Origin of the sequence: Bilophila sp. 4_1_30, assembly GCF_000224655.1 — a bacterium.
GTDB lineage: Bacteria > Desulfobacterota > Desulfovibrionia > Desulfovibrionales > Desulfovibrionaceae > Bilophila > Bilophila wadsworthia.
Genome location: NZ_JH114232.1, coordinates 644,533 through 666,110, shown reverse-complemented (window position 1 = coordinate 666,110; position 21,578 = coordinate 644,533). Strand labels below are relative to the sequence as shown.

Sequence of the window (21,578 nt, the reverse complement as noted above, 5' to 3'; positions counted from 1 at the left end):
CCTAAAGTCCGATCCGGCTTTCAGGAAACCGCCTTTCCATCCCGATACCCTTTCCCAGAGGGCGCTGACCTTAGAGTATTTTTTAAAATTACATATAATTTCAATATAATAAATAAAAAAACTCAAAGACCAATACGCTCCTTTCCCAATGATACGCCGGACAAAGATAAACAACAAATCCTCCCCCAACCGGACAAGAGGGATTCGATAAAGCCAAAAGTCTTGGGAGGGGAAAGGGGGAGGTTTTGGAGGGGGGGAAGGGGGACCTTTCTGGAGAAAGGTCCCCCTTCCCCCCTCCAATTTTCTTCCCGCCTTCCCTAACGCGCTTCCTTCCACCACCATTGGGCGCGCTGGACCAGTACGTTGACATCACCGCCCGCGGCAACATTGAGGAATGAACGATACTGGCGGATGGACTCCTGACTCATGGGGTTGGCTTCAAAAAGCCACTCGAACAAGGGGGCGTCCTCGGTCAGGAGCTTGCGCGAGGCTTCCAGACGCCGCCGGAAGGACGGCGTTATGAAAGGCAACAGCTCCTCGTGATCGGCAAGCGTCGCAAAATACGCCAGACTGGAAATGAAGTTCAGCCCCTGAATGGACGCGGCGGCACTGTCGTGGGCCTCGGCGGTCGAACGGAAGGTCGAGCATCCCATGTCCTCAAAAAGCCCCTCCACAAGGCCGATATGCGTATCCGTCGCCGCAGCGCCCGGCGTAATGCAGACGCGGAGGTCGGACGGCTGCGGTTTGGGGCCGAAAAGGGGATGCGTACCCACTACCGGCCCGGCGTAGGCCCGCTCCATTTGGCCCAAAGGCTGCATCTTTACGGAGGTAATGTCCGCAAGGATCTGCCCGCCGTCCAGATGCGGCACGAGATGCGGCAATACTTCAGCCATGACCCCGGCGGGGATGCACAGGAAAACGGCGTCCGCGCCGGGCAGGGCCTCGGCGAAAACGTCATCGGTCAGCGGCAGATCCAGCCCCGCCACAGTATGCCCCGCCGCGCTCCAGCGTGCGGACAGCAACGTCCCCATCCGGCCCCGGCAGCCGACGATGACCAGACGCCGGGGCGTAAAACCACTTTCAGCCGTGTTGCCGCTCATGCCCGCACCTGTCCCCAGCATTCCCAGAAATTCGGGAACGATTTGCTCACGCAAGACGGATCGTCCAGCGTCAGACGCCCTCCCCGCAGCTCCAGCAGGGCCAAACTCATGGCGATACGGTGATCGCCGTGCGCCGAAAAGGCAATGCCGTCAAGCGAATGCAGACGCGACGTCAAAGCGGGATCGCCGTGTATGGTCAGGCCGTCGTCGTGCTCGTCGCACCGGACGCCCACCTTGGACAATTCCTGAGCCGGAACCGCGATACGGTCGCATTCCTTGATGCGCAGGTGAGCCGCGTTCCAGAGGCGGGTCGGGCCTGACGCGTGCGCCGCCACCACCGCCACTGTGGGGACCAGATCCGGGCAGCGGCTCATATCCGCCACCACGCCGCGCAGATCCGAAGGGTGGACGGTCACCGCATCCGGTTCGATGTCGATCCGCGCGCCCATATCGCGGAGGATGTCCAGCATCACGCGATCGCCCTGCAATGAATCCGCCCGCAATCCTTCAATACGTACGGGACGGGGCCCGATGGCTCCGGCGGCAAGCAGGTAGGACGCGCCCGACCAGTCGCCTTCCACGGCGTAGCGCCCGGCGCGGTACATGGCCGGAACCATGCGGAAACGGACATTCCCCGGTTCGGCCTGCTCCAGCGTATGCCAGTCGACGGCGCTCCATACGCCGCCTTCCTTCCGCTCCACGGAGAACGGCACGCCAAAGTTTTCCAGCGCCTGAAGGGTCAGGCCGACATAGGGCCATGAAACGACCTTGCTGCCGCCGATATTGATGGTCAGGGGAGCACGCGCCAGCGGAGCCGCCAACAGCACGCCCGAAAGGTACTGGCTCGACTCGTCCATGCCGATGCCCACTTCGCCGCCGTCCAGCCCGCACGTTTTCAGGACGAAAGGCGGGAATCCCGGTTTCCTCTCGAACGTGAAGGACACGCCGAGCGTCTCCAGCGCGGCGGTCAGTTCCCCAATGGGCCGTTCGTGCATACGGGGCGCGCCGTGGACGCGGAAACGCCCCATCCCGGCGGCGAGCACGGCGGTCAGCAACCGGCAGGTCGTGCCGGATTCGTGCACGTCGCAGGACAGCGGATCCACCGAGCCGCCGTGCGGCTGCCCGCCCACGCCGGAAATCGCGTATTCGCCCTCCCCGGTGCGGACGATGCCCGCCCCGGCTCCCCTGAGGATCGCCATCGTGCGTTCCAAATCCTTGCTTTCGAGCACGCGGCTCACCACGGAATCCCCCTGAGCGAGGGCCGCGCCCATAACCATGCGATGCGATACCGACTTCGACGCCGGAGCCTGTACTGTGATCATCATTCCAACCCGCTTGCTGCTGATGAAAAAACAAAAAGGGCCGCGAACACTCCGTTCGCGGCCCCCGATCAACGCTTGTCCTGACGCAACACCGTCAGACGCACGCCTCAACGCCGCTTCTGCCCCTAAAGTAATAGTAATAGCAAAGACCCCAGTTCATGGGGGCTTCACTCAGGGAAAGGGCGGCGTTCAACGAAAACATCTGTCGGTTCCTTTGTGCAAAAAAACGTAGAGATCACCCTAAAACCAACGCGGCGGGAATGTCAAGTTACGGCTCCGCGACAGTGGGAAGCCCCCAGAGATTTCTTTTTCCTATATCTTCCACTCGGACCAGTGCCCGGCATCGGCGATGCGCCGCATGGCTTTCCGCGTGTTCTCATGGGAGCCGAACGCCGTAAGTCGGAAATAGCCTTCACCGCTCGGGCCGAACCCCACGCCGGGAGTCCCCACTATGCCGAAACGGTTCAAGAGCGCTTCGAAAAAGTGCCACGAATCCATGCCGCCCGGCGTCTTCAGCCAGATGTACGGAGCGTTCACACCCCCGTAAACGTCCAGTCCCGCCGCTTGCAGCCCGCCACGGATGGTCGAGGCGTTTTCCATGTAATAGCCCACATTGTCGCGTACATCCTGCCGCCCTTCGGGTGAATAGACGGCTTCGGCGGCGCGCTGAACGATGTAGGGGCAACCGTTGTACTTGGTCGTCTGGCGGCGGTTCCACAGCGGCTTGAGGGGCAGCATCCGGCCATCGGCGGCGCGCGCCTTTACGGTTTCGGGGACCACCACATACCCGCAACGCAGCCCGGTAAACCCGGCGGGCTTGGAGAAGCTGCGGAATTCCACGGCAACCTCTTTGGCTCCCTCCAGCTCATAAATGCTGTGGGGGATGCCGTCCTCCCGAATATAGGCCTCATAGGCCGCGTCGAACAGGATAAGGCACTGATTGCCGCGTGCGTAATCCACCCAGCGTTGCAGCTCGGGGCGGCTCAGGGCCGTGCCTGTGGGATTGTTCGGCAGGCACAGGTAGATGACGTCGGGCCGCTTCAGAGGCAGGGCCGGAACAAAGCCGTTTTCAGCCGAGCAGGGCAGATAAACAATGCCCGACCAGCTCCCTTTTCCATCAAATGTTCCGGCGCGGCCTCCCATCACATTGGAATCCACATACACTGGGTATACAGGATCGGTCACGGCGATGGCATTCCCGCGCCCGAACAATTCCTGAAAATTGCCGAGATCACACTTCGCCCCGTCGCTGACGAAAATGTCATCGGGATCGATCTCCACGCCACGAGACGCGAAATCCCCTTGCGCGATGGCCTCGCGCAGGAAGCGGTAACCTTGTTCCGGACCATAGCCCCGAAAGCCCTCCGCGGTCGCCTGTTCATCCACGGCCTTATGCAGCGCCTTGATGACGGACGGCGGCAGAGGACGGGTCACGTCACCGATCCCGAGGCGGATGAGCTCCATTTCAGGGTGATTTTCCTTAAACGCATTCACCTTGTGCGCGATATCGGCAAAAAGATAGCTGCCCGGCAACTTGAGATAGTCATCGTTGATCTGTGCCATCTGGTATTCTCCTGAATAAACTAAAAAACTTCCACAAGGACATCGCCGCCAAAGCCCCTCCTCCCGCATCTCCCCAATAGAAAAAACGAAAGTCTTTGGAGAGGGTGGGGGGAGGTTTGGAGGGGGCGGGAGAAGCCTTTCTCCAGAAAGGTTCTCCCCCTCTCCAAGTGCTTTAGCCCAGCCATTCCCCTGTAAACACCGTCACTGCGCCGCCGGTCATGAAGACGTGGTTGGTGGCCTCATCCCATTCGATGTCGAGCTCACCGCCAAGGAGCTTCATGCGAACCTTGCGCTCGGTATTGCCGGTCAATACGGCGGCGACCACGGACGCGCACGCCCCCGTGCCGCAGGCAAGGGTTTCGCCCGCGCCGCGCTCCCAAACCCGCATCTTCAAATGATGCCTGTCGACGACCTCCACGAACTCGGTGTTCGTGCGCCGGGGAAACAAGGGGTGATGCTCAAACTGCGGCCCGATACCGGATAAATCCAAGTTGTCGATGCCATGCATGAAAACGACGGCGTGCGGATTGCCCATCGAAACCGCCGTGACGTTCCAGACGCGGCCCTGTACCCGCAGAGGCCGGTTAATGAAATCCTCGCCGGGCCCGCTCACCGGGATATCCTTGGGAGCGAGGCGGGGTTCGCCCATGTCCACCGTCACCGCCTCCACTTTTCCGCCGGAGACATGAAGCCGGAGCGTCAAAACACCCGCCAGCGTCTCGATGCGGACCTGTTCCTTATCCGTATGCCCGTTGTCGTAGACGTACTTGCCTACGCAGCGGATGCCGTTGCCACACATCTCGGCCTCCGAGCCGTCCGCATTGAACATCCGCATCCGAAAATCCGCCGCACCGGGATCGGAGGGAGGGCAAATGAGAATGAGTCCGTCGCTGCCTACGCCAAAGTGCCGATCGCTGATACGGCGGGCCAGCGCTTCCGGGCTGGAAATGGGTGCCTTGAGCGTATCCATATACACATAATCGTTTCCGGCAGCCTGCATCTTGGTAAACCGCATGTCTGTTTCCCCTATCGTTGAAAAACCGCCCTCCGCGCCGTTTCACAGAGGAAACGAACGGAGGATCCAACAAGCGCCATAACGGGCGCCCTCATCACATCAACCTGACAATCATTTGAAAAATATGGAAATATACACACACTGCCCATCAGAAGGACGGACTTTTCCGGAAACCAAAGTCCGATATGCGGCTTGCTTTTTTCGCCCAGTACGGGTATTCAAACCCTGTCCTGAAAATGTTTCAGGGTGGGAGTAGAGGGGCAGTCTTTTTCTTCGGAAAGAGGCTGCCTCTCTCGTTTCCGGACGCCCGAGCCCAAAAAAGGGAAGCCCTTCCCGGAAAGGCTTCCCTCTCTCCTGTTCCCTCCGGCAAAGCGCCATACTGCACACGGAGCCGTCGCCGGAGGACGGGCACCACGCCCAAACAGGCCCCAGCGGGATATTCTTCAGCAACGACAGGGCAGCTCCCCTGCCCGCCTCGGAAAGCGGAGAAACGCCCTCCCTGAAGCCCTAATGGAGCCACAGCAGTTCGGCGTAGCTCGGCAGCGGCCAGTCATGGCTGGCGCACAGGCATTCCAACGCATCGGCATGACTGCGGCACGCATTCATGGCCGGGAGCACTGTGTCACGGGCGTAGGCGGCGCGTGCCAGCGCCGTGCCGCCGAAATCGCCGTTGACGGCGGCTTCAAGGGTATCCAGAGCGGACATGAGGCCGCGCACCTGCTCGCGTACCCGTACAAAATACGCCTTCTCCTCCGCCGCATCGTCTACAAGAGCCGCTGCGGACGAAGCCGCTTTCGCCAAACGGGTCTGATACGCCAAGGCGACGGGCAGGATGCGGGTGCGTCCAAGCTTCAACGCGGTATGCCCTTCGATCGATACGCTGTGCGTGTAGTTCTCCAGCAAAATTTCCTGCCGGGACAGCATTTCCCTCGGGCTCAGGACGCCGTGGCGCTCAAAAACAGCCATCACATCCTTGTCGCTGTAGTGGGCAAGGGCGGCCACGGTGTCCTTGAGGTTCGGCAGCCCGCGCTTTTCAGCCTCGGCAAGCCACTCGTCGCTGTACCCGTTGCCGTCGAATACGATGGGCATGTGCTCCGCGAACAGTTTGGCGAGCAGGCTCTGGATGGCGGCGTTGAGTGGCGTCCCTTGGGCAAGCTCGGCTTCCAGCATGGAGGCGATGTCGTCCAGCGCGCAGGCCATGGCCGCATTCAGGGAAATATTTGCCGTAGCGATGTTTTGGGAGGAGCCGAGGGCGCGGAATTCAAACTTGTTGCCGGTGAACGCGAACGGGCTGGTCCGGTTGCGGTCGGACAGATCGCGCGGGATATTCGGCAACACGGAAACGCCTATCTGGAGCGGTTCCGAGCAGCCGCCGGCGGCCTCTTTCCCGTAGGCGATGGCACGGATGATCGCGGAGAGACTGTCCCCGAGATACACGGACAGCACGGCGGGCGGCGCTTCGTTGGCGCCCAGGCGGTGATCGTTGCTGGCCCCGATGATGCCGAGGCGCAGGTTGATGCCGTGCTTGTGCACGGCGCGCAGGACGGCGGCGAGGAAGACGAGGAACTGGGCGTTCTTCATCGGGGTTTCGCCGGGGTTCAGCAGGTTGTGGCCGTCGGAATCGCACAGCGACCAGTTGTTGTGCTTGCCCGATCCGTTGACGCCCGCGAACGGCTTTTCATGCAGCAGGCAAACGTAGCCATGCCGCCGGGCCGTGCGGCGCATCACTTCCATCGTCAGCATGTTGTGGTCCGTGGCGATGTTCACGTCCTCGTATACGGGAGCGATCTCGAACTGGCCGGGAGCCACTTCGTTGTGGCGGGTATGCGCAGGGATGCCGAGCGCGAAAAGGCGCTGCTCCACATCCTGCATATAGGCCAGAACCCGGCTGGGGATGCTGCCGAAGTAGTGATCCTCCATTTCCTGACCCTTGGCGGGCTTTGCGCCGTAAAGGGTGCGCCCGCACATCATGAGGTCGGGCCGCTGGACATAGAGACGCCGATCGACAAGGAAATATTCCTGCTCGGAACCCACCATCGCCTGAACGCCGGTAGCCGTCGTATTGCCGAGCAGGCGGAGGATGCGCAGGGCCTGTGCGGAAACGGCCTCCACAGAGCGCATCAGCGGTGTTTTGCGGTCAAGGGCCTCACCCGTGTAGGAATAGAACACCGTGGGGATATACAGCGTCTTGCGTCCGTACTCGTCGCCAAGCAGGAATACCGGCGAGGTAGGGTCCCACGCCGTGTAGCCGCGGGCCTCAAACGTCGAACGGATGCCGCCGGACGGGAAGGAAGAAGCGTCCGGCTCACCCTTGATGAGCATTTTCCCGGAAAACTCGCCGAACACCTGCCCGTCCGCCGTGGGAGACAGGAAGGCGTCGTGCTTTTCAGCCGTCAGCCCGGTCATGGGCTGGAACCAGTGGGTGTAATGCGTAGCGCCGTGTTCGAGAGCCCAATCCTTCATGGCTCCGGCGATGATGTCGGCATCGGCCGGATCAAGCGGGGTGCGATGGGTCATGGTCCGCATGAGGCGGTCATACACTTCACGCGGGAGGCGCTGACGCATGACGCGTGTGTTGAACACATCGCAGCCATACCCGTTGGCAAGAGCCTTGCCCTGCTCCGGAGCCGGAAGAGGCGCAACAGGCTGGGCGGTGGAAATATGATCAAGGGCTGTTTCACGGACGGTGGAACTCATGGGATCACTCCTCGAATAGGTTGATGCCCGGATAGAAGCAAAATCGGGGCCAACATATTCAAAGCGTGAGCGGCGAACACGTCCATTCTGTAACAGATTAAAATCACAAAATTATCCCGTCTATACCCTGAGGTTGAATTCCAGATTTCCCTTCTTCCGGAGGAAAGGGACGAGGCGTGCATGAAAAATTCCACCTTTACGTAGAATTCATCCATCTATTTGATTTCATGTATTTTTCAATCGGAATTTCTTCCTTCATCCGCCAGCGCTCATTCCTTGAACGCTCAATCAAATTGAATTCCGTGGGGTTTTCTCCAAAAAGACCTTTTTGTAGGAAATACCTATCAATCTACATTTTTGTAGATTGATGGCAGTATGTCAGTGCAAAGCGCGCCGTTTCCCCGGAGAGACAAGGCATGTGTGGGCGCTGCCTACTCCAACACAGCAAGACCGCAGATGGATAAAGAGAATCTTTTCACAGAGCCGAGGGTTGAAGAGGCGGCATCATTTGCGGTCCGCTCTCCCCAATGCCCTCCAGCATAAAAAAAGGAGGGAACCGAAGTTCCCTCCCGTGAATGGCATGAGGAGCGGCGGCTATTTCGCGTAGCCGACGGCCCGGCGCTCACGGATGACCGTGACGCGGATCTGGCCGGGATAGGTAAGGTTTTCTTCAATCTTGCCGGTGATGCCCTTACAGAGCATGTAGGTCTGATCGTCATCCACGTTTTCGGAATTGACCATGACGCGGATTTCGCGCCCGGCCTGAATGGCGTACGCTTTGGATACTCCGTCGAATTCGGAAGCGATGTTTTCCAAATCCTCAAGGCGCTTGACGTAGCTTTCCAAGAGTTCCTTGCGCGCGCCGGGACGGGCCCCGGAAAGGGAGTCCGCAGCCTGCACCAGCACGGCCAGCGCGGTTTCAGGGCGCTGATCCTCATGGTGTGCGGCGATGGCGTGCAGGATTTCCTTGCTTTCATTGTACTTTTTGGCGAGATCCGCTCCGATGAGCGCGTGCGGGCCTTCGACCTCGTGGTCGACGGCCTTGCCGATGTCGTGCAGCAGGCCGGCGCGCTTGGCTTTCTTGATGTCCATGCCGAGCTCGGCGGCCATCATGCCGCACAGGGCGGAAACTTCCAGCGAATGCTGGAGCACGTTCTGCGTGAAGCTGGTACGGTAACGGAGCTGGCCCAGAAAGCGGACGAGTTCGGGATGGATGCCGTGCACGCCCGCGTCGAACGTGGCCTGTTCGCCCACTTCGCGGATCTGCACTTCAAGCTCCTGCTCGCATTTGTGGACAACATCCTCAATGCGGGCCGGATGGATGCGCCCGTCCTGAATGAGGCGTTCAAGGGCCATCTTGGCGACCTGGCGGCGCAGGGGGCTGTATGCGGACAGGATGACTGTTTCGGGAGTGTCGTCGATGATGAGATCAACGCCGGTAGCCGCTTCCAGAGCGCGGATGTTGCGCCCTTCACGGCCGATGATGCGGCCTTTCATGTCTTCGCTGGGCAGGGTCACGGCGGTGACGGTGTGTTCGCCCACATAGTCGCCCGCATAGCGCTGGATGGAACAGGCGATGATCTCCTTGGCCTTGCGGTCCGCGGTTTCGCGGGCTTCGGCCTCAATGAGGCGCATCATCTTGGCGGCCTCGTGGCGGGTGCGGGACTCGATTTCCGCAAAAAGCCGCTGCCGGGCCTCCTCGGCGGTCAGGCCGGAGACTTCCTGCAGACGGTGTTCCTGCTCATCGATGCGTTCGTTGAGCGTTTCCTCAAGCTCGGCAAGTTTCCGCTCCTTTTTGGAGAGGTCTTTTTCGACGCTCAGGAGTTCGTGTTCTTTTTCGGTCGCTTTTTCAAGCTTTTCCTCAAGCCGCTCGCCCTGCTCCTGAAGCTTGCGGTCGCGGGCCTTCAGCTCGCGCTCGCGTTCCTTGAACTCATGCTCAAGTTCGCGCTTCTGGTTGAACAGCTCGTCCTGGCCTTGAAGAAGGATTTCCTTCTTCTGCGCCTGAGCTTCCTTGCGGGATTCTTCAACTATGCGGGTCGCCAGCTCGGTGGCGTCGCCAATCCGCTTGGCATTGAGGTGTTTATTGAGATAAAAGCCCACGCCCCCGCTGACGCATATCGCCGCGAGGACGCTCAAGGCGGTAAAAAATTCCATAAATCCCCTCCCTTTATAGTGTCGGGCCGAAGCCCGTTTATGCAATGTCATGAAGCTGCCGGCAGACAGCATCGTCCAAGGCATGGGGAGGACATTCTGATGGGAAAAGAAGAAGACAACACGATCCGCACAATGGAAAAGACGGATCTGTATAAGCGGTGTCCCAGAACAGGACACCAGAAATGACCCCAGAGCGCCGTGTCAGAATACCGGTGCGGAACCTGGTCTCCCAGGGGGGAACCTTGGACAGATCTTTAGACTTCCCGACAAGTCGGGCATGCACACCAATCTCTCGCTCGGCTCCCAATTTCTAAGCTTGTGAGGTCAGCACCAATAGGCGGATCACGAACGCTCCAGGGAACATTTTGCCAACAAATTAATCCGTTTTCTCTATAAGCTCCAGCAAGTTGGCGAGGCGAGTCTCCACGCCGTCAAGCTGCTGCTGTGTTTGCAACAAGTCGTCTGCAACTCCCAAAACCAGAAGCGTCAGCAGTTTTTCCCTGCCGAACTGCCCTCCTTGGTTTTTCAATCTCTCATACTGCTTCTCGACGAAGTCCTGAGCCCGCTCGATACGAGCGGAATCAGCATCCGTACGGAAGGAAATGTCCATGCCGAGGACATTGAGCTGAAAGCTGTGCATACGGATATCGGTCGGTTACGCTTCGGCCGTAAACTCGCGAATCGTCGAGAGCAACGTGTCGATGCGGCCGTTAATCTCTTCCTTAGTGTGCTGCTCCTGCTCCAAAGACTCCTTCAGAGTCTTGTTCTCCTCGTCGAGAGCGTTTACTTTTTCCTGCAAGGTCTTGTTTTCCTCGCGGAGGGTATCAATCTGGCCGAGAAGCTCAACCACACGGGTTTCCAAGAGATCAAAAAGTTCCATGCGAAGACTCTACTCTTTTTGCCGTTTCATGGCAAGATTGAGGGTGAGAAGAAAAGGGTACGATACAGTTTTCGCAAAGGCGGTCGCCGTGTCGGCGGAGGTGCCGGGGCCCACCTTTTCGGGAATACGCGCATCAAATCCGTTTGTCATAATCCGGAGATGTTCTTTTAGTAACGGAATATCCACAGTTCTTCAAGACGCTGGAAGCCTTGTTCCCACATTACCCGCCGAATACCCCTCCCCTGAGCGGCATCTCCCGGCGCAATTCTCTGATATAACCTCTGAAACGCACCTATTTGCGGTGCACATTCATTTGCTTGCCGCGCGCGACGGCCAGATCGCCGTCCGGCACGTCCTTCGTGATGACCGACCCCGCCGCCCACGAGCGCCTCCGCGCCCACGGTGACCGGGGCCACCAGCGCGGTGTTGCTGCCGATGAACGCGTGCTCGCCGATGATGGTTTTGTATTTATTCACGCCATCATAGTTGCAGGTGATCGTACCCGCTCCGATGTTCGCCCGCGCGCCGACCTCCGCATCCCCCAAATAGGTAAGGTGGTTGGCCTTGGCCCCTTCACAGAGGCGCGCCTTCTTCATTTCCACGAAGTTGCCCATATGCGCCCCGCGTTCCATCACCGCGCCGGGGCGGAGCCGCGCATACGGCCCCACGAGACAGTCCGGGCCGACCTCGGCATGGTCCATATGCGAGAAGGAATGCACAACCGTACCGCTTTCCACGCGGCTGTCCCGGATCACGCAATGCGATTCGATGATCACGTCCGAGGCGACGTGCGTATGGCCGTACAGTTCGCAGGGGCCGAACAGTTCCGCACCCGGCTCCACGGTTACATACGGGCCCATACGGACCATGTCCGGGCCGTGCATGGCCACGCCGGCCGCCAGCCGTTCCTCCACGATGGCACGCCGCCGCAGTTCCTCGGATGCCGCCAGTTCGGCGGGATTGTTGATCCCGAGCAGGTTCGGGTCGCTGCCGCAGGACAGCCCGCGCACGACCATGCCTTCGGCCACGGCCATGCCCACGAGGTCGGTGATGTAATATTCGCCGCTCTTGTTCTCGTTGCCGAGCTTCGGGACAAGGATTTCCACGGCGTCAAGGTTCAGCATGTAGATCCCCGCGTTGATCTCGCCGGTCGGCTCCCCGTGGACGGCGACGTCGAAATCCTTCGCTTCCACGATGGCACGCAGTTCGCCGTTTTGACGGACGATGCGACCATACGCGCCGGGGTTTTCCAACGTCAGCGTCGCCACGGACACGTCCGCGCCTTCAGCATAAAACATGAAATCGCGCAGCGTATCCGTCGTGATCAGCGGGGTGTCCCCGTTGACCACAAGCACTTTCTTCATGCCCGCCCGCTTCAGTTCCGGCAGGGCGACCATCAGGGCGTGCCCGGTGCCGAGCTGTTCCTTCTGCTCCACGAAACGCAGATCGCGGCCCGCAAACGCCGCCCGCACCATATCCGCCTCGTGCCCGATGACGGCCCATACCGCCTCGCCGAACAGGGGGCGCAGCGCTCCCGCCACATGCCCAAGCAACGGTTCGCCCAAAATAGTGTGCAACACCTTGGGCTTCTTGGAGTGCATACGGGTACCCTTGCCCGCCGCGAGAATCAGGGCGCAGCAGGAAGAGGAAAGCGCGCTGGAATTGGACATCACATCACCTCATGCGTATCTTTCGCCCGGGGCGGACCCCGCGCGGTATCGTCAAATGTTCCCGCCCTCGGGGCGGAGGCCGTCCATGCGGCGGCGTTGCCTTATACTACGCTACAACTCACGTGCTTTACAAGCTCCCACTCCCTGCGTTAGCAACCGTTCGAGACTACAACAACGCCTTTTCAGGACAGCATATGACCAGCAATACAGACTCTTCGGCCCTTGTCATTTTTTCCGGCGGACAGGACTCCGCGACCTGCCTCGGATGGGCCCTCAACCGTTTCGATCGCGTCTTTACGGTCGGTTTCGACTACGGACAACGGCATCATGTGGAAATGGAGTGCCGCCGGAACGTACTGAACGCCGTCCGCTCGGACGCCTCCCTGCCCGCATCGTGGGCCGCCAGGCTCGGCGAGGACACCCTGCTCAGCCTCGGCCTGTTCAACCAGATCGGCGAAACGGCCATGACCAGCGACATGGAAATCGCGTTCAACGAGCAGGGCATCCCCAATACATTCGTGCCGGGCCGCAACCTCGTGTTCCTCACCGCCGCCGCCGCGCTGGCGTGGCGCAAGGGCATCCGGCATCTGGTGATGGGCGTCTGCGAAACCGATTTTTCCGGCTATCCCGACTGCCGCGACGACACCGTCAAGGCCATGCAGGTCGCCCTCAACCTCGGCATGGACGCCCGTTTCGTCGTGCATACCCCCCTGATGTGGCTGGACAAGGCCCGCACATGGACCCTCGCCGAGCAGGAAGGCGGCGCGCCTTTTGTGGAGTGTGTCCGTACCGTGACGCACACCTGCTATATCGGGGATCGCGGCGAGCTGCACCCGTGGGGCTACGGCTGCGGCCAGTGCCCCGCCTGCAAGCTGCGCGAGCACGGATGGAAAGAGTATTCGGAAGGGAAATGAGCGAATCGGGGAGGGGAAGGGCACCCTTTTGAAAAAGGGCTGCCCTTCCCCTCCCCTTCCCTCCTAAAACGTTTGTAACGAAGGCCGGGCGGACACAGCGTCCATGTCTCTCTATAAAAATCGGCGGCGACTTGATTCATTTGAAATCAATGATGAAGCCACCGCCTCCATTTCGTAATGGAGCAGGAAAACATGGCATACCGGGTCAAGGAAATCTTCTACACGTTACAGGGCGAGGGCGCACAGGCCGGGCGTCCGGCGGTGTTCTGCCGCTTTTCCGGGTGCAACCTCTGGTCGGGCCGCCCCGAGGATCGGGCCACGGCGAAATGCCGGTTCTGCGACACGGATTTCGTCGGCGCGGACGCCGGGGTTTTCGCCACGGCCGAGGAACTGGCGCAAACCGTCGCCGCCACCTTTCCTGTGCTCGATCCCCAAGCCTACGGCGGGCGCAAGCCCTACATCGTGTTCACGGGCGGCGAACCGGCCTTGCAGCTCACCCGCGAGCTTATCGATCGCCTGCACGCCCTCGGGTTCGAGCTTGGCGTGGAGAGCAACGGCACGCTGCCCCTGCCCGAGGGGCTGGACTGGATCACGGTCAGCCCCAAGGGTTCCAACCCGCTGGCCACGACTTCCGGCCACGAGCTGAAACTTGTCTGGCCGCAGCAAGGGTGTTCGCCCGAGGATTTCGAGGATTTGGATTTCCGGCATTTCCTGCTCCAGCCATGCGACGACCCGCGCAACAAGGCCAACACCCGCGAGTGCATCGCCTACTGTCTCCTGCATCCCCGCTGGAGCCTCGGTTTGCAGACCCACAAGTGGGTTGGTGTGAGGTAGAGGGCCTCCCTCCCCCTCCAAGCCTCCCCCTCCCACCCCAAAGACTTTCGGATGCGGGCTTCAGCCTGATGCCCCATGCAGGAACGGGCCGCACGAAAAAGCCGGGAAACTGTCGTTTCCCGGCTTTTTTAAGAATCATTTTTTGCGGAAAAAAGGTGCTACCATTTTTTGAAAATAAAGAAGGCCGCGAGAACAATCAGGCTGAACCCGACGAGGTGGTTCCAGCGGAGGGATTCGCCGAGATACAGGGTGGAAAAGAAGGCGAAAACAGACAGGGAAATGATTTCCTGAATGGCCTTGAGTTCCGCCGCGCTGAAATAGCCGTAGCCCACGCGGTTGGCGGGAACCTGCAACAGATATTCAAAAAACGCTATGCCCCAACTGATCACGATGGCGGCGAGCAGCGGCAGCGCCTTATAGCGCAGATGCCCGTACCACGCGAACGTCATGAACACATTGGAAAGAATCAATAAAACGATGGTTGCTACCGGAACCGGAACAGGGAGATTCATGATGTCATTCCTCTTCACGAAAAGTCCCGGCACTGTACTCGCCCGACCGCCGTCACGCAATACGTCCCGGCCCCATCTCCCCGCGCATTACTAACGAAGCGCTTTGTTTTCAACCAGCAACGGTCCGGCCTTCCCTCTCGCACATATGGGGAAAGGCTTCCACGCTTTGAAAGGCATGGCCGAGCCTTCAGCACTATCCGGCTTCCACACGCACTCCTGCGCGGGACCTCACCGTCGAGTGCACTTTTCGTGAAGTCCCATGAATCCACACGCACACCTGCGCGGCACTTCAACCAACACCATACAACGGGACTCCCGACGCGCCGCCTCCCCACCAGTCGAAAGTTTTAGGGGGATGGGGGGTGGGGTTTGGGGAGGGGGGAAGGGCCCTTTTGGAAAGGGGCCCTTCCCCCTCCCCAATCTTCCTCACCTCTCTCATTGTTCCTTCAAAAATTCCCGCCAGCGGGCGGAGTGCTGATAATAGCTGATGCCCTCATCAAGCACCCGCTGGAGCGAGGCGTCGGGGGCCTTTACCCTGTCCTGCGGCTTTGCGGCCTCGGCGGAACCGATCTGCTGGCCGTCACGGTAGAAGTGCACCCCGCGAACAGGCCGCATGATCACCATCTCGTTGCCTTTGACATAGGCCAACTTTTGATAATTGCTCAGGAACAGACGAGATACATAGTCCGGATCGAGCGCATTCGTGCCGTAGAACTCGCCCGTATACCTGAAATGAAGCAGGGAGAGCAGCGTCGGCACGGCGTCGATCTGGCTGATCGGCTGATCGCGGCGTTCCGGCTTGATGAACTTCGGCGCGTAAATGATAAGCGGAATGTGATGGTTCCCCTGCTTGATCTCCTCGCGCCCGGAACTGCTCGCCCCGTGATCCGCCACAAACACGAACACGGTATCGTCAAACCACGGATGCTTGCGGGCCTCTTCCATGAATTTGCCGATGGAATAATCCGCGTACATGACCCCGCCGTTGCGCCCGGACTTGGATGGAATCGAAATCTTTCCGTCGGGATAGGTGTATGGGCGGTGATTCGAAGTCGTCAGCACGAAGTTGAAGAACGGCTTGCCCGCCGCATGGGAAGCGTCCGCCTCCTTGATCGCGCGGGCAAAGAGGTTCTCGTCACACACGCCCCAGATATTCGAGAACGTGATCTCTTCCGGCTGCATCACCGTACGATCCACCACGGTGAACCCGTTCCCGGAGAAATAGGCGTTCATGTTGTCGAAATAGCCGTAACCGCCGTAAATCCATTTGGTGTCATACCCGCGCTCGCGGAATACGCTCCAGATGCCGCGCAGATTGTCGTTGCCCTGCAACCGCACGATGGGCATCCCCGGCAGCGGAGGACGCGCCAGCGTGAGCGCTTCGATACCCCGGACGGTGCGGGTGCCCGTCGAATAGACATGGCTGAAATAGAGCGACTCGGAAGCCAGCTTTTCCAATTCCGGAGTCAGCTTTTGCCCATCGTCGCGGAATTCGCTGAAGAATTCCGAGCCCATGCTCTCCATGAGCACAATGACCACATTCGCCCGGATTTCCTTTTCATGCGGCGCCACCTCATAGGCCAGCGACGCGGGATCGCCCACCCTCCGGGCATCCGAGGCCATCAAGGGGGCCAGCGTCGCCACGGTATCCGCATCAGGGCGCGTCAAATAAAAATCGTTGTAGGAAAGTTCGTTGGAAAAGAACGCGTGGAACAGGCTGTACAGCCCATCCTTGGACAGCTCGGTAAGGTACCGATCGCCGGTATCTTCGGATATATCCATGAAGTTGACCATATTGAGCGAGCACGCGCACAAGACGAGCAGCGCTGCGCCGGCAAAACGCATGAGAAGCCGCGGCGCGGTGCGGATCGTGGAAAGCCAACGCCGGGCCAGCAGCGTAACGACTCCCGCCGCCACAGTGATCCCGCCCAAAAACAGGGCCACAGGGTAGGACTGGCTGATGTTTCCGATCACTTCATTCGTGTAGACAAGATAATCCACGGCCACGAAATTGAAACGGGAAGTGAATTCGTCCCAAAACAGCAGTTCCGCGACTTCCTCAAACAAGTGCCCCGCCGTGAACAGAAAGAAAAAGAGGATGGAAAGCCGCCTGTCCCACCGTCCGCCGTGCCACTTCCGAGGCAGGAGCAGCAGGTACGCCAGCACGGGCAGGATTGAAAAAAGGCACGAAACCATCGTCGTTCCCACCCAAACCGGGAACGAAACCAGAAGGCCTTTCAGCGACAGATGCAGGTTGGAAGATTCCCGCAGGGCCAGTATGGAAAGTTCCGTAAGCTCTGCGAAAAAATATATGCCTATGAAAGGGAGCAACCGCCGCACAAGGTAGCGCACGGCATCCAGAAACGCATACATGATGAAGCCTCTCTTGAAGGAAAAGATCCTGTTCGGAGAGCGCGTTGTTACACAGGAACTGTTACGATTCCGTGACAACCGGGGGAGAACAGCAGGACAAATATTTATACTTACAAGCTTGTTAAAAGAAAAACCGCGCAGTGCCCATGTGACAAGCAGGATGATCATCCATGCGCCGATCATTGTGAACAGCGTGTGCGAGAGGAAATGCTGTCCCCGCAGCATCTGGTAGAATCCCATACCCCAGCCCGCAATAAGCCCGGCCCCCAGACCGGCCCACCGTGCCCGGTGCGACCGGAAGCAAAAGAACAGCATCATGAGCGCAAAACCGCCCGAAGCGTGCCCCGCCGGGAAACACCTGCCGGGGGAACGGCCTTCATTGGCGGGGTTCCGGCATTCCAGCACGCCCTGATGGACGTATTCGCCCCCGAACTCCTCAATCTGCTTGGGACAATAAACGTTGGTGAACTGTTTCGCACCGCCGAGCAGCATCGGGACAAGGGCCAGACTGAGGAGCAGCAGCAAGCACCCCCTGCGGCATTCCGGCGGCAGATTCCACCGTGCGCCGCCAAGCACCCCGGCGACACAGGCTATCCCGAGAACCACCAGCAGGATTTTAGGGCCATCGTAGAAAACCCATGTCAGCCGAGCGTGCAGCTCGTTGGACACCACCCATTCATGCGTGGCGGAATCGAACCACAAGCGTTGAGCCGCCGTGTCCCAACCGGTATAGGATTCCATCAGCGCCACCAGCACGAGGAGCAGTGCCCCAACGGAAAGCTGGGTGGCGATCATGCGTTTTGTCATGTGCCGAGAACCTCTCCCGATATGCGATACGCTGGATATACGACGGGATTGTGACGATTTCATGGCGGGCACCAAAGGAAAAACCAAAAGGATGGGCAAAACCGGAAAACAGGGCGTACGCCGCCCGGCTATGCCCGCTTTCGGCGGAGGGGAACACTGACGGGTGGTCGATGAAAGGGAATGTCTTGGAGAAAGGGAGACGGGCTGTATCGGGGAGAGGGAACCGTTTGACGGGCGCTCTTCTCGAAAAAAGCCCTCTCCCCCCGATAGGCAATATTGTTTCTTGTGTTGTTATCGGAGGACCTTGATCCGCCCTCCGGACCTGACCTCCACAGGGGCCTTGGCGATATAGTCGCGCAGACATTCGATGTGCGCGCGGCCCGTGTATTGCCATTTTATTTTCTTGAAGGCGGCGAAGCCGTCACCGCCCTCCGCCGCATAGTCCACCGTGGCGACGCGGTATACCGCTTCCGGGCGCAGAGGTTCCCAACCGCCCGCCTTTGTGCGGACGGATACGGCGGAAACGCGTTGCCCCACCGGTTTCGCGGGTTCCACCGAATACGTGAGCCCCGCGACCTGAAGAAACCGCCCCGCTCCGTTTTCGTAGCCGGATGCGCCATGTTCAAGCGCCCCGAGCAGTTGTTTTCCGGTCAAATCGCCGACAACGAGCGTGTTGTCGAACGGCATGGTCGTCAGCAGGTCACCCATCGTGACCACGCCGGTATGCAGAGAGGAACGCACAGTGCCGCCCACGGACAAGGCGACGGTCGCGCCGGTATCCCGTGCTCCCCAGAGCAGGGAGTCTATGAGGACGTCGCCGGACGGACATTCCTGCACGCGGCAGAGGTGGGCGTCCTCCTCAAGGTCAAACTGCCGGCCGCTCGTGTCCCCGGCAAGCAGGATTTTGCCTACAGGCTGCCCGATGAGCGACCGCAACTGGGCGGCGTAGCTGTCCAGCCGGGCGGAAAGTTTCGCATCAGGCGGAATGGTGACGCTCCGGCCATCCAGAACAATGGGTTCGCCGTTCCAGCGCTGCGCGATGCCCGCGTCGTTGAAGCCTATCGCAATATGCCCAAGCAGCTTGCAGGAAGACGCCGCCGTCACGACCAGCACGGGCTCTCCGGATGGGGAGTGCTTCACAATGGGATACGGCCCGACGGCCTTGGGGTTTGTATTGGAAAGCAGGGAATGCGTATGCCCGCCGACGAACACATCCACGCCGTCCACCCGCCCCGCAAGCTCGCAGTCGACGTTCAGGCCCAGATGGGTCAGCGCGATGATAATGTTCACGCCCTGCGCCCGGAGCGACGCGACCGCTTCGCGCAAGGCCGTTTCCGCCGGACCGAACACGGCCTCCTTGCAGGGGGAGGCCAGAGAAGGCGTTTCCTCGTTGACCAGCCCCACAATGCCGATCTTGCGGCCTTGGCGCTCCACGACAGTCCAAGGGCGCGTGAGCGGCTTGCCCCCGGGTACGGGCGGAAGCGTCAGGTTGGCGGCCAGCACGGGCACATGCGTCCGCTCCGCAAAACGCCTGAATTCGCCGCAGCCATCGTCGAACTCATGATTGCCCGGCGTAAAGGCCGTATAGTCCAGGGCATCAAGCACCTCAGCCGCCACGTCGCCTTTGAACTGCGTATAGAACAGCGTCCCCTGAAATTCGTCCCCGGCGTCAAGGAGCACCACATTCGGTTCCGCCGCGCGCACCGTATCCACGGCCTGTTTCAGGCGCACACTGCCCCCGGACCCGCCAGCGCACTGGGCCGCATAGCAGGCCGTCCCTTTTTCGGTGGTCCCGCCGTACATGGAATGGACATCGTTGGTGTGCAGGACCGTCAACTCAAATGCCTGTGATGGCGCCGCAAAGCACAACAGGAGCAAAGACAGCAGCGGCAAGCGGATTTTCTTCATCATTTTTCCTTTTTATGGACGGGCCGCACCGGTACGCGGCGCGTTTGACAATCGGCACGGGCAATGGAATCCTTCCGCGGAAGAGGCACGGGCAGGGCTTCTCTGGAAAGACCCGCATAGCGCGGCCCGCATTCCCGGAACATGGGGATGAAAGCCGGGGCCGCCTGATCCGTGCCTACCGATTCCCTTTCCTTTTGCCAAGAGAAAACTATGGATACCATTCGTCTCGTTTCATGGAACGTCAACGGGTTCCGCGCCCTGAGCGGCAAACCCGACTGGGACTGGTTCGCCTCCACCGACGCCGATGTGGTGGCGCTTCAGGAAACCAAGGCTGAACCCGCGCAGATCGCCGAAGAACATCGCAGCCCCGAGGGCTGGAATGCCGAATGGCTGGCCGCGCAGGTCAAGAAGGGCTATTCGGGCGTCGCGGTCTTCTCGCGCCAAAAGGCCGCCCTCGAACCGCTCGCCGTGCACCGCGAACTCCCCGATCCCCGTTATCAGGGGGAAGGCCGCCTTTTGCACATCGAATACCCCGCCTTCCATTTCTTCAATGTCTACTTTCCCAACGGAACCAAGGACGACGGGCGGCTGGCCTATAAAATGGGCTATTACGACGCGTTCCTCGCCCATGCCGAAGAGCTGCGCCGCACCAAGCCCATCGTGGTCTGCGGCGACTTCAACACGGCCCACCGCCCCATCGACCTCGCCCGGCCCAAGGCCAACGAGGAAAACTCCGGCTTCCTGCCCATCGAACGCGCCTGGGTGGACCGCTTCATCGCCGCCGGGTACGTGGACACCTTCCGCCACATCCACGGCGACGAGCCGCACCAGTACTCGTGGTGGTCCTACAAGCAGCGCGCCCGCGTCAACAACGTCGGGTGGCGCATCGACTACTTTTTCGTTTCGGAGGAACTGGCCCCGGCCATCCGGGACGCGTGGATAGAAAACAACGTCTATGGTTCGGATCACTGCCCCGTGGGGCTGGAATTGGCCATAGCATAGTGTACAGACGGCGGAACCTCCGCATTCATTGCGGAGAGTAAAAACATGTGCGTGTGATAAAAATGGAATGCGGAGCCGCCGCGCCACCGGATAGGCAACGGGGCGGCGGCTTCGTTCCTCTTCAGAAGACAGCCGGAAGGCATGGCGGGGGAAGGAAGGGGATAGAAACGAAAAAACCCTGCCGAAGCAGGGTCTTTCAAGACAAGTGAGTGGGGCGAATGATGGGACTTGAACCCACGGCCCTCTGGGCCACAACCAGATGCTCTGCCAACTGAGCTACATCCGCCACATGCAGCTGTGGTCTTTATATCAGAGCCATATTAACGTCAAGCCTTTCCGCAATATTTTTCCGATTTCCGCATGCCGAGGCCACCCGGGGAAGCCCGAAGATGCTCCTTGACCAGCCAAGGAACCCGATAGTATCTTGTGTCCTTTCCTCAGCTTCCGCAAACGGATCGCACCTGCGTTCCGCCCTCGCGCGGGGCCATCCTTCATCCAACCGGCAACGCCCGGCTTTTCCGGGCCCACATACAGGGACAGTTCATGGACAAACTGATCATCGAAGGCGGCGTTCCGCTGACCGGCGTCGTGCATGTGAGCGGCTCCAAAAACGCGGCTCTCCCCATCCTCATGGGCAGCATCCTGCTCGACGAACCCGTGACCTACACCAATGTCCCGGATCTGCGGGATATCCGTACCACCTTCAAGCTCCTTGAACTGCTCGGCTGTCCGAACGCCTTTGAAAACGGGCAGGTCACCGTGACCCCCGGCGCGCTCAGCCCGGAAGCCCCCTATGAACTGGTCAAAACCATGCGCGCCTCGGTGCT

General features: G+C 60.0%; 14 protein-coding genes, 1 tRNA gene, 1 other RNA gene and 2 pseudogenes. 4 read left to right on the top strand and 14 right to left on the bottom strand.

The window, feature by feature from the left end; all coding sequences use genetic code 11:
• Positions 1–317: 317 nt before the first annotated feature.
• The 10 genes and pseudogenes from HMPREF0178_RS09580 to glmU all read right to left on the bottom strand — a co-directional run bounded on the left by HMPREF0178_RS09580 (position 318) and on the right by glmU (position 12,401).
• Positions 318–1,100, bottom strand: a complete 783-nt coding sequence (locus HMPREF0178_RS09580; protein WP_009733246.1) for a prephenate dehydrogenase/arogenate dehydrogenase family protein — start codon at positions 1,098–1,100, stop codon at positions 318–320.
• Positions 1,097–2,425 carry a 3-phosphoshikimate 1-carboxyvinyltransferase gene (aroA, locus tag HMPREF0178_RS09575; RefSeq protein ID WP_009733245.1) on the bottom strand — a complete coding sequence of 443 codons (1,329 nt, stop codon included), beginning with the start codon at positions 2,423–2,425 and terminating at the stop codon, positions 1,097–1,099. The genes HMPREF0178_RS09580 and aroA overlap by 4 nt, the downstream gene beginning before the upstream one ends.
• A gap of 309 nt (positions 2,426–2,734) precedes the next feature.
• Positions 2,735–3,985, bottom strand: coding sequence for an LL-diaminopimelate aminotransferase (locus HMPREF0178_RS09570; protein WP_009733243.1), 1,251 nt, complete (start codon positions 3,983–3,985; stop codon positions 2,735–2,737).
• A gap of 172 nt (positions 3,986–4,157) precedes the next feature.
• Complete coding sequence (gene dapF / locus HMPREF0178_RS09565) at positions 4,158–5,000, bottom strand: diaminopimelate epimerase (RefSeq protein ID WP_009733242.1); 843 nt, start codon at positions 4,998–5,000, stop codon at positions 4,158–4,160.
• 507 nt (positions 5,001–5,507) lie between these two features.
• Entirely contained in the window at positions 5,508–7,697 is a 2,190-nt protein-coding gene (locus HMPREF0178_RS09560) for a glutamine synthetase III (RefSeq protein WP_009733241.1), read from the bottom strand.
• A 594-nt stretch (positions 7,698–8,291) separates the two neighbouring features.
• Complete coding sequence (rny, locus tag HMPREF0178_RS09555) at positions 8,292–9,851, bottom strand: ribonuclease Y (protein WP_005028355.1); 1,560 nt, start codon at positions 9,849–9,851, stop codon at positions 8,292–8,294.
• 181 nt (positions 9,852–10,032) lie between these two features.
• A non-coding RNA gene (gene ssrS / locus HMPREF0178_RS20990) (6S RNA) lies at positions 10,033–10,214 on the bottom strand.
• A gap of 13 nt (positions 10,215–10,227) precedes the next feature.
• Positions 10,228–10,491, bottom strand: a complete 264-nt coding sequence (gene zapA, locus HMPREF0178_RS09550) for a cell division protein ZapA (protein ID WP_005028354.1) — start codon at positions 10,489–10,491, stop codon at positions 10,228–10,230.
• A 15-nt stretch (positions 10,492–10,506) separates the two neighbouring features.
• On the bottom strand, positions 10,507–10,731 hold the full coding sequence (locus tag HMPREF0178_RS09545) for a cell division protein ZapB (RefSeq protein ID WP_005028353.1): 225 nt from the start codon (positions 10,729–10,731) through the stop codon (positions 10,507–10,509).
• 292 nt (positions 10,732–11,023) lie between these two features.
• Positions 11,024–12,401 (bottom strand): annotated as a pseudogene (gene glmU, locus HMPREF0178_RS09540) (bifunctional UDP-N-acetylglucosamine diphosphorylase/glucosamine-1-phosphate N-acetyltransferase GlmU).
• A 194-nt stretch (positions 12,402–12,595) separates the two neighbouring features.
• Here glmU and queC point away from each other — a divergent pair.
• Complete coding sequence (gene queC / locus HMPREF0178_RS09535; protein ID WP_005028351.1) at positions 12,596–13,315, top strand: 7-cyano-7-deazaguanine synthase QueC; 720 nt, start codon at positions 12,596–12,598, stop codon at positions 13,313–13,315.
• A gap of 192 nt (positions 13,316–13,507) precedes the next feature.
• A complete protein-coding gene (gene queE / locus HMPREF0178_RS09530) occupies positions 13,508–14,149 on the top strand; it encodes a 7-carboxy-7-deazaguanine synthase (protein ID WP_009733239.1) in 642 nt (213 codons plus the stop codon).
• Between the two features lie 158 nt (positions 14,150–14,307).
• Here queE and HMPREF0178_RS09525 read toward each other — a convergent pair whose 3' ends face one another.
• From HMPREF0178_RS09525 to HMPREF0178_RS09515, 3 genes are all read right to left on the bottom strand, one after another.
• Positions 14,308–14,661: a DMT family protein gene (locus tag HMPREF0178_RS09525; protein WP_005028349.1), complete on the bottom strand. Its 354-nt coding sequence runs from the start codon at positions 14,659–14,661 to the stop codon at positions 14,308–14,310.
• 435 nt (positions 14,662–15,096) lie between these two features.
• A complete protein-coding gene (locus HMPREF0178_RS09520) occupies positions 15,097–17,841 on the bottom strand; it encodes a sulfatase-like hydrolase/transferase (RefSeq protein ID WP_009380461.1) in 2,745 nt (914 codons plus the stop codon).
• A 291-nt stretch (positions 17,842–18,132) separates the two neighbouring features.
• Positions 18,133–19,749, bottom strand: coding sequence for a bifunctional UDP-sugar hydrolase/5'-nucleotidase (locus HMPREF0178_RS09515; RefSeq protein ID WP_009380459.1), 1,617 nt, complete (start codon positions 19,747–19,749; stop codon positions 18,133–18,135).
• Positions 19,750–19,959: 210 nt separating this feature from the next.
• Here HMPREF0178_RS09515 and HMPREF0178_RS09505 point away from each other — a divergent pair, with 210 nt between their 5' ends.
• Entirely contained in the window at positions 19,960–20,751 is a 792-nt protein-coding gene (locus HMPREF0178_RS09505; RefSeq protein WP_009380454.1) for an exodeoxyribonuclease III, read from the top strand.
• Between the two features lie 210 nt (positions 20,752–20,961).
• On the opposite strand, the gene HMPREF0178_RS09500 is transcribed toward HMPREF0178_RS09505, so the two are convergent.
• Positions 20,962–21,037 (bottom strand) — tRNA-His (locus HMPREF0178_RS09500).
• Between the two features lie 257 nt (positions 21,038–21,294).
• Here HMPREF0178_RS09500 and HMPREF0178_RS09495 point away from each other — a divergent pair.
• Positions 21,295–21,578 (top strand): annotated as a pseudogene (locus HMPREF0178_RS09495) (UDP-N-acetylglucosamine 1-carboxyvinyltransferase); the annotation flags it as partial.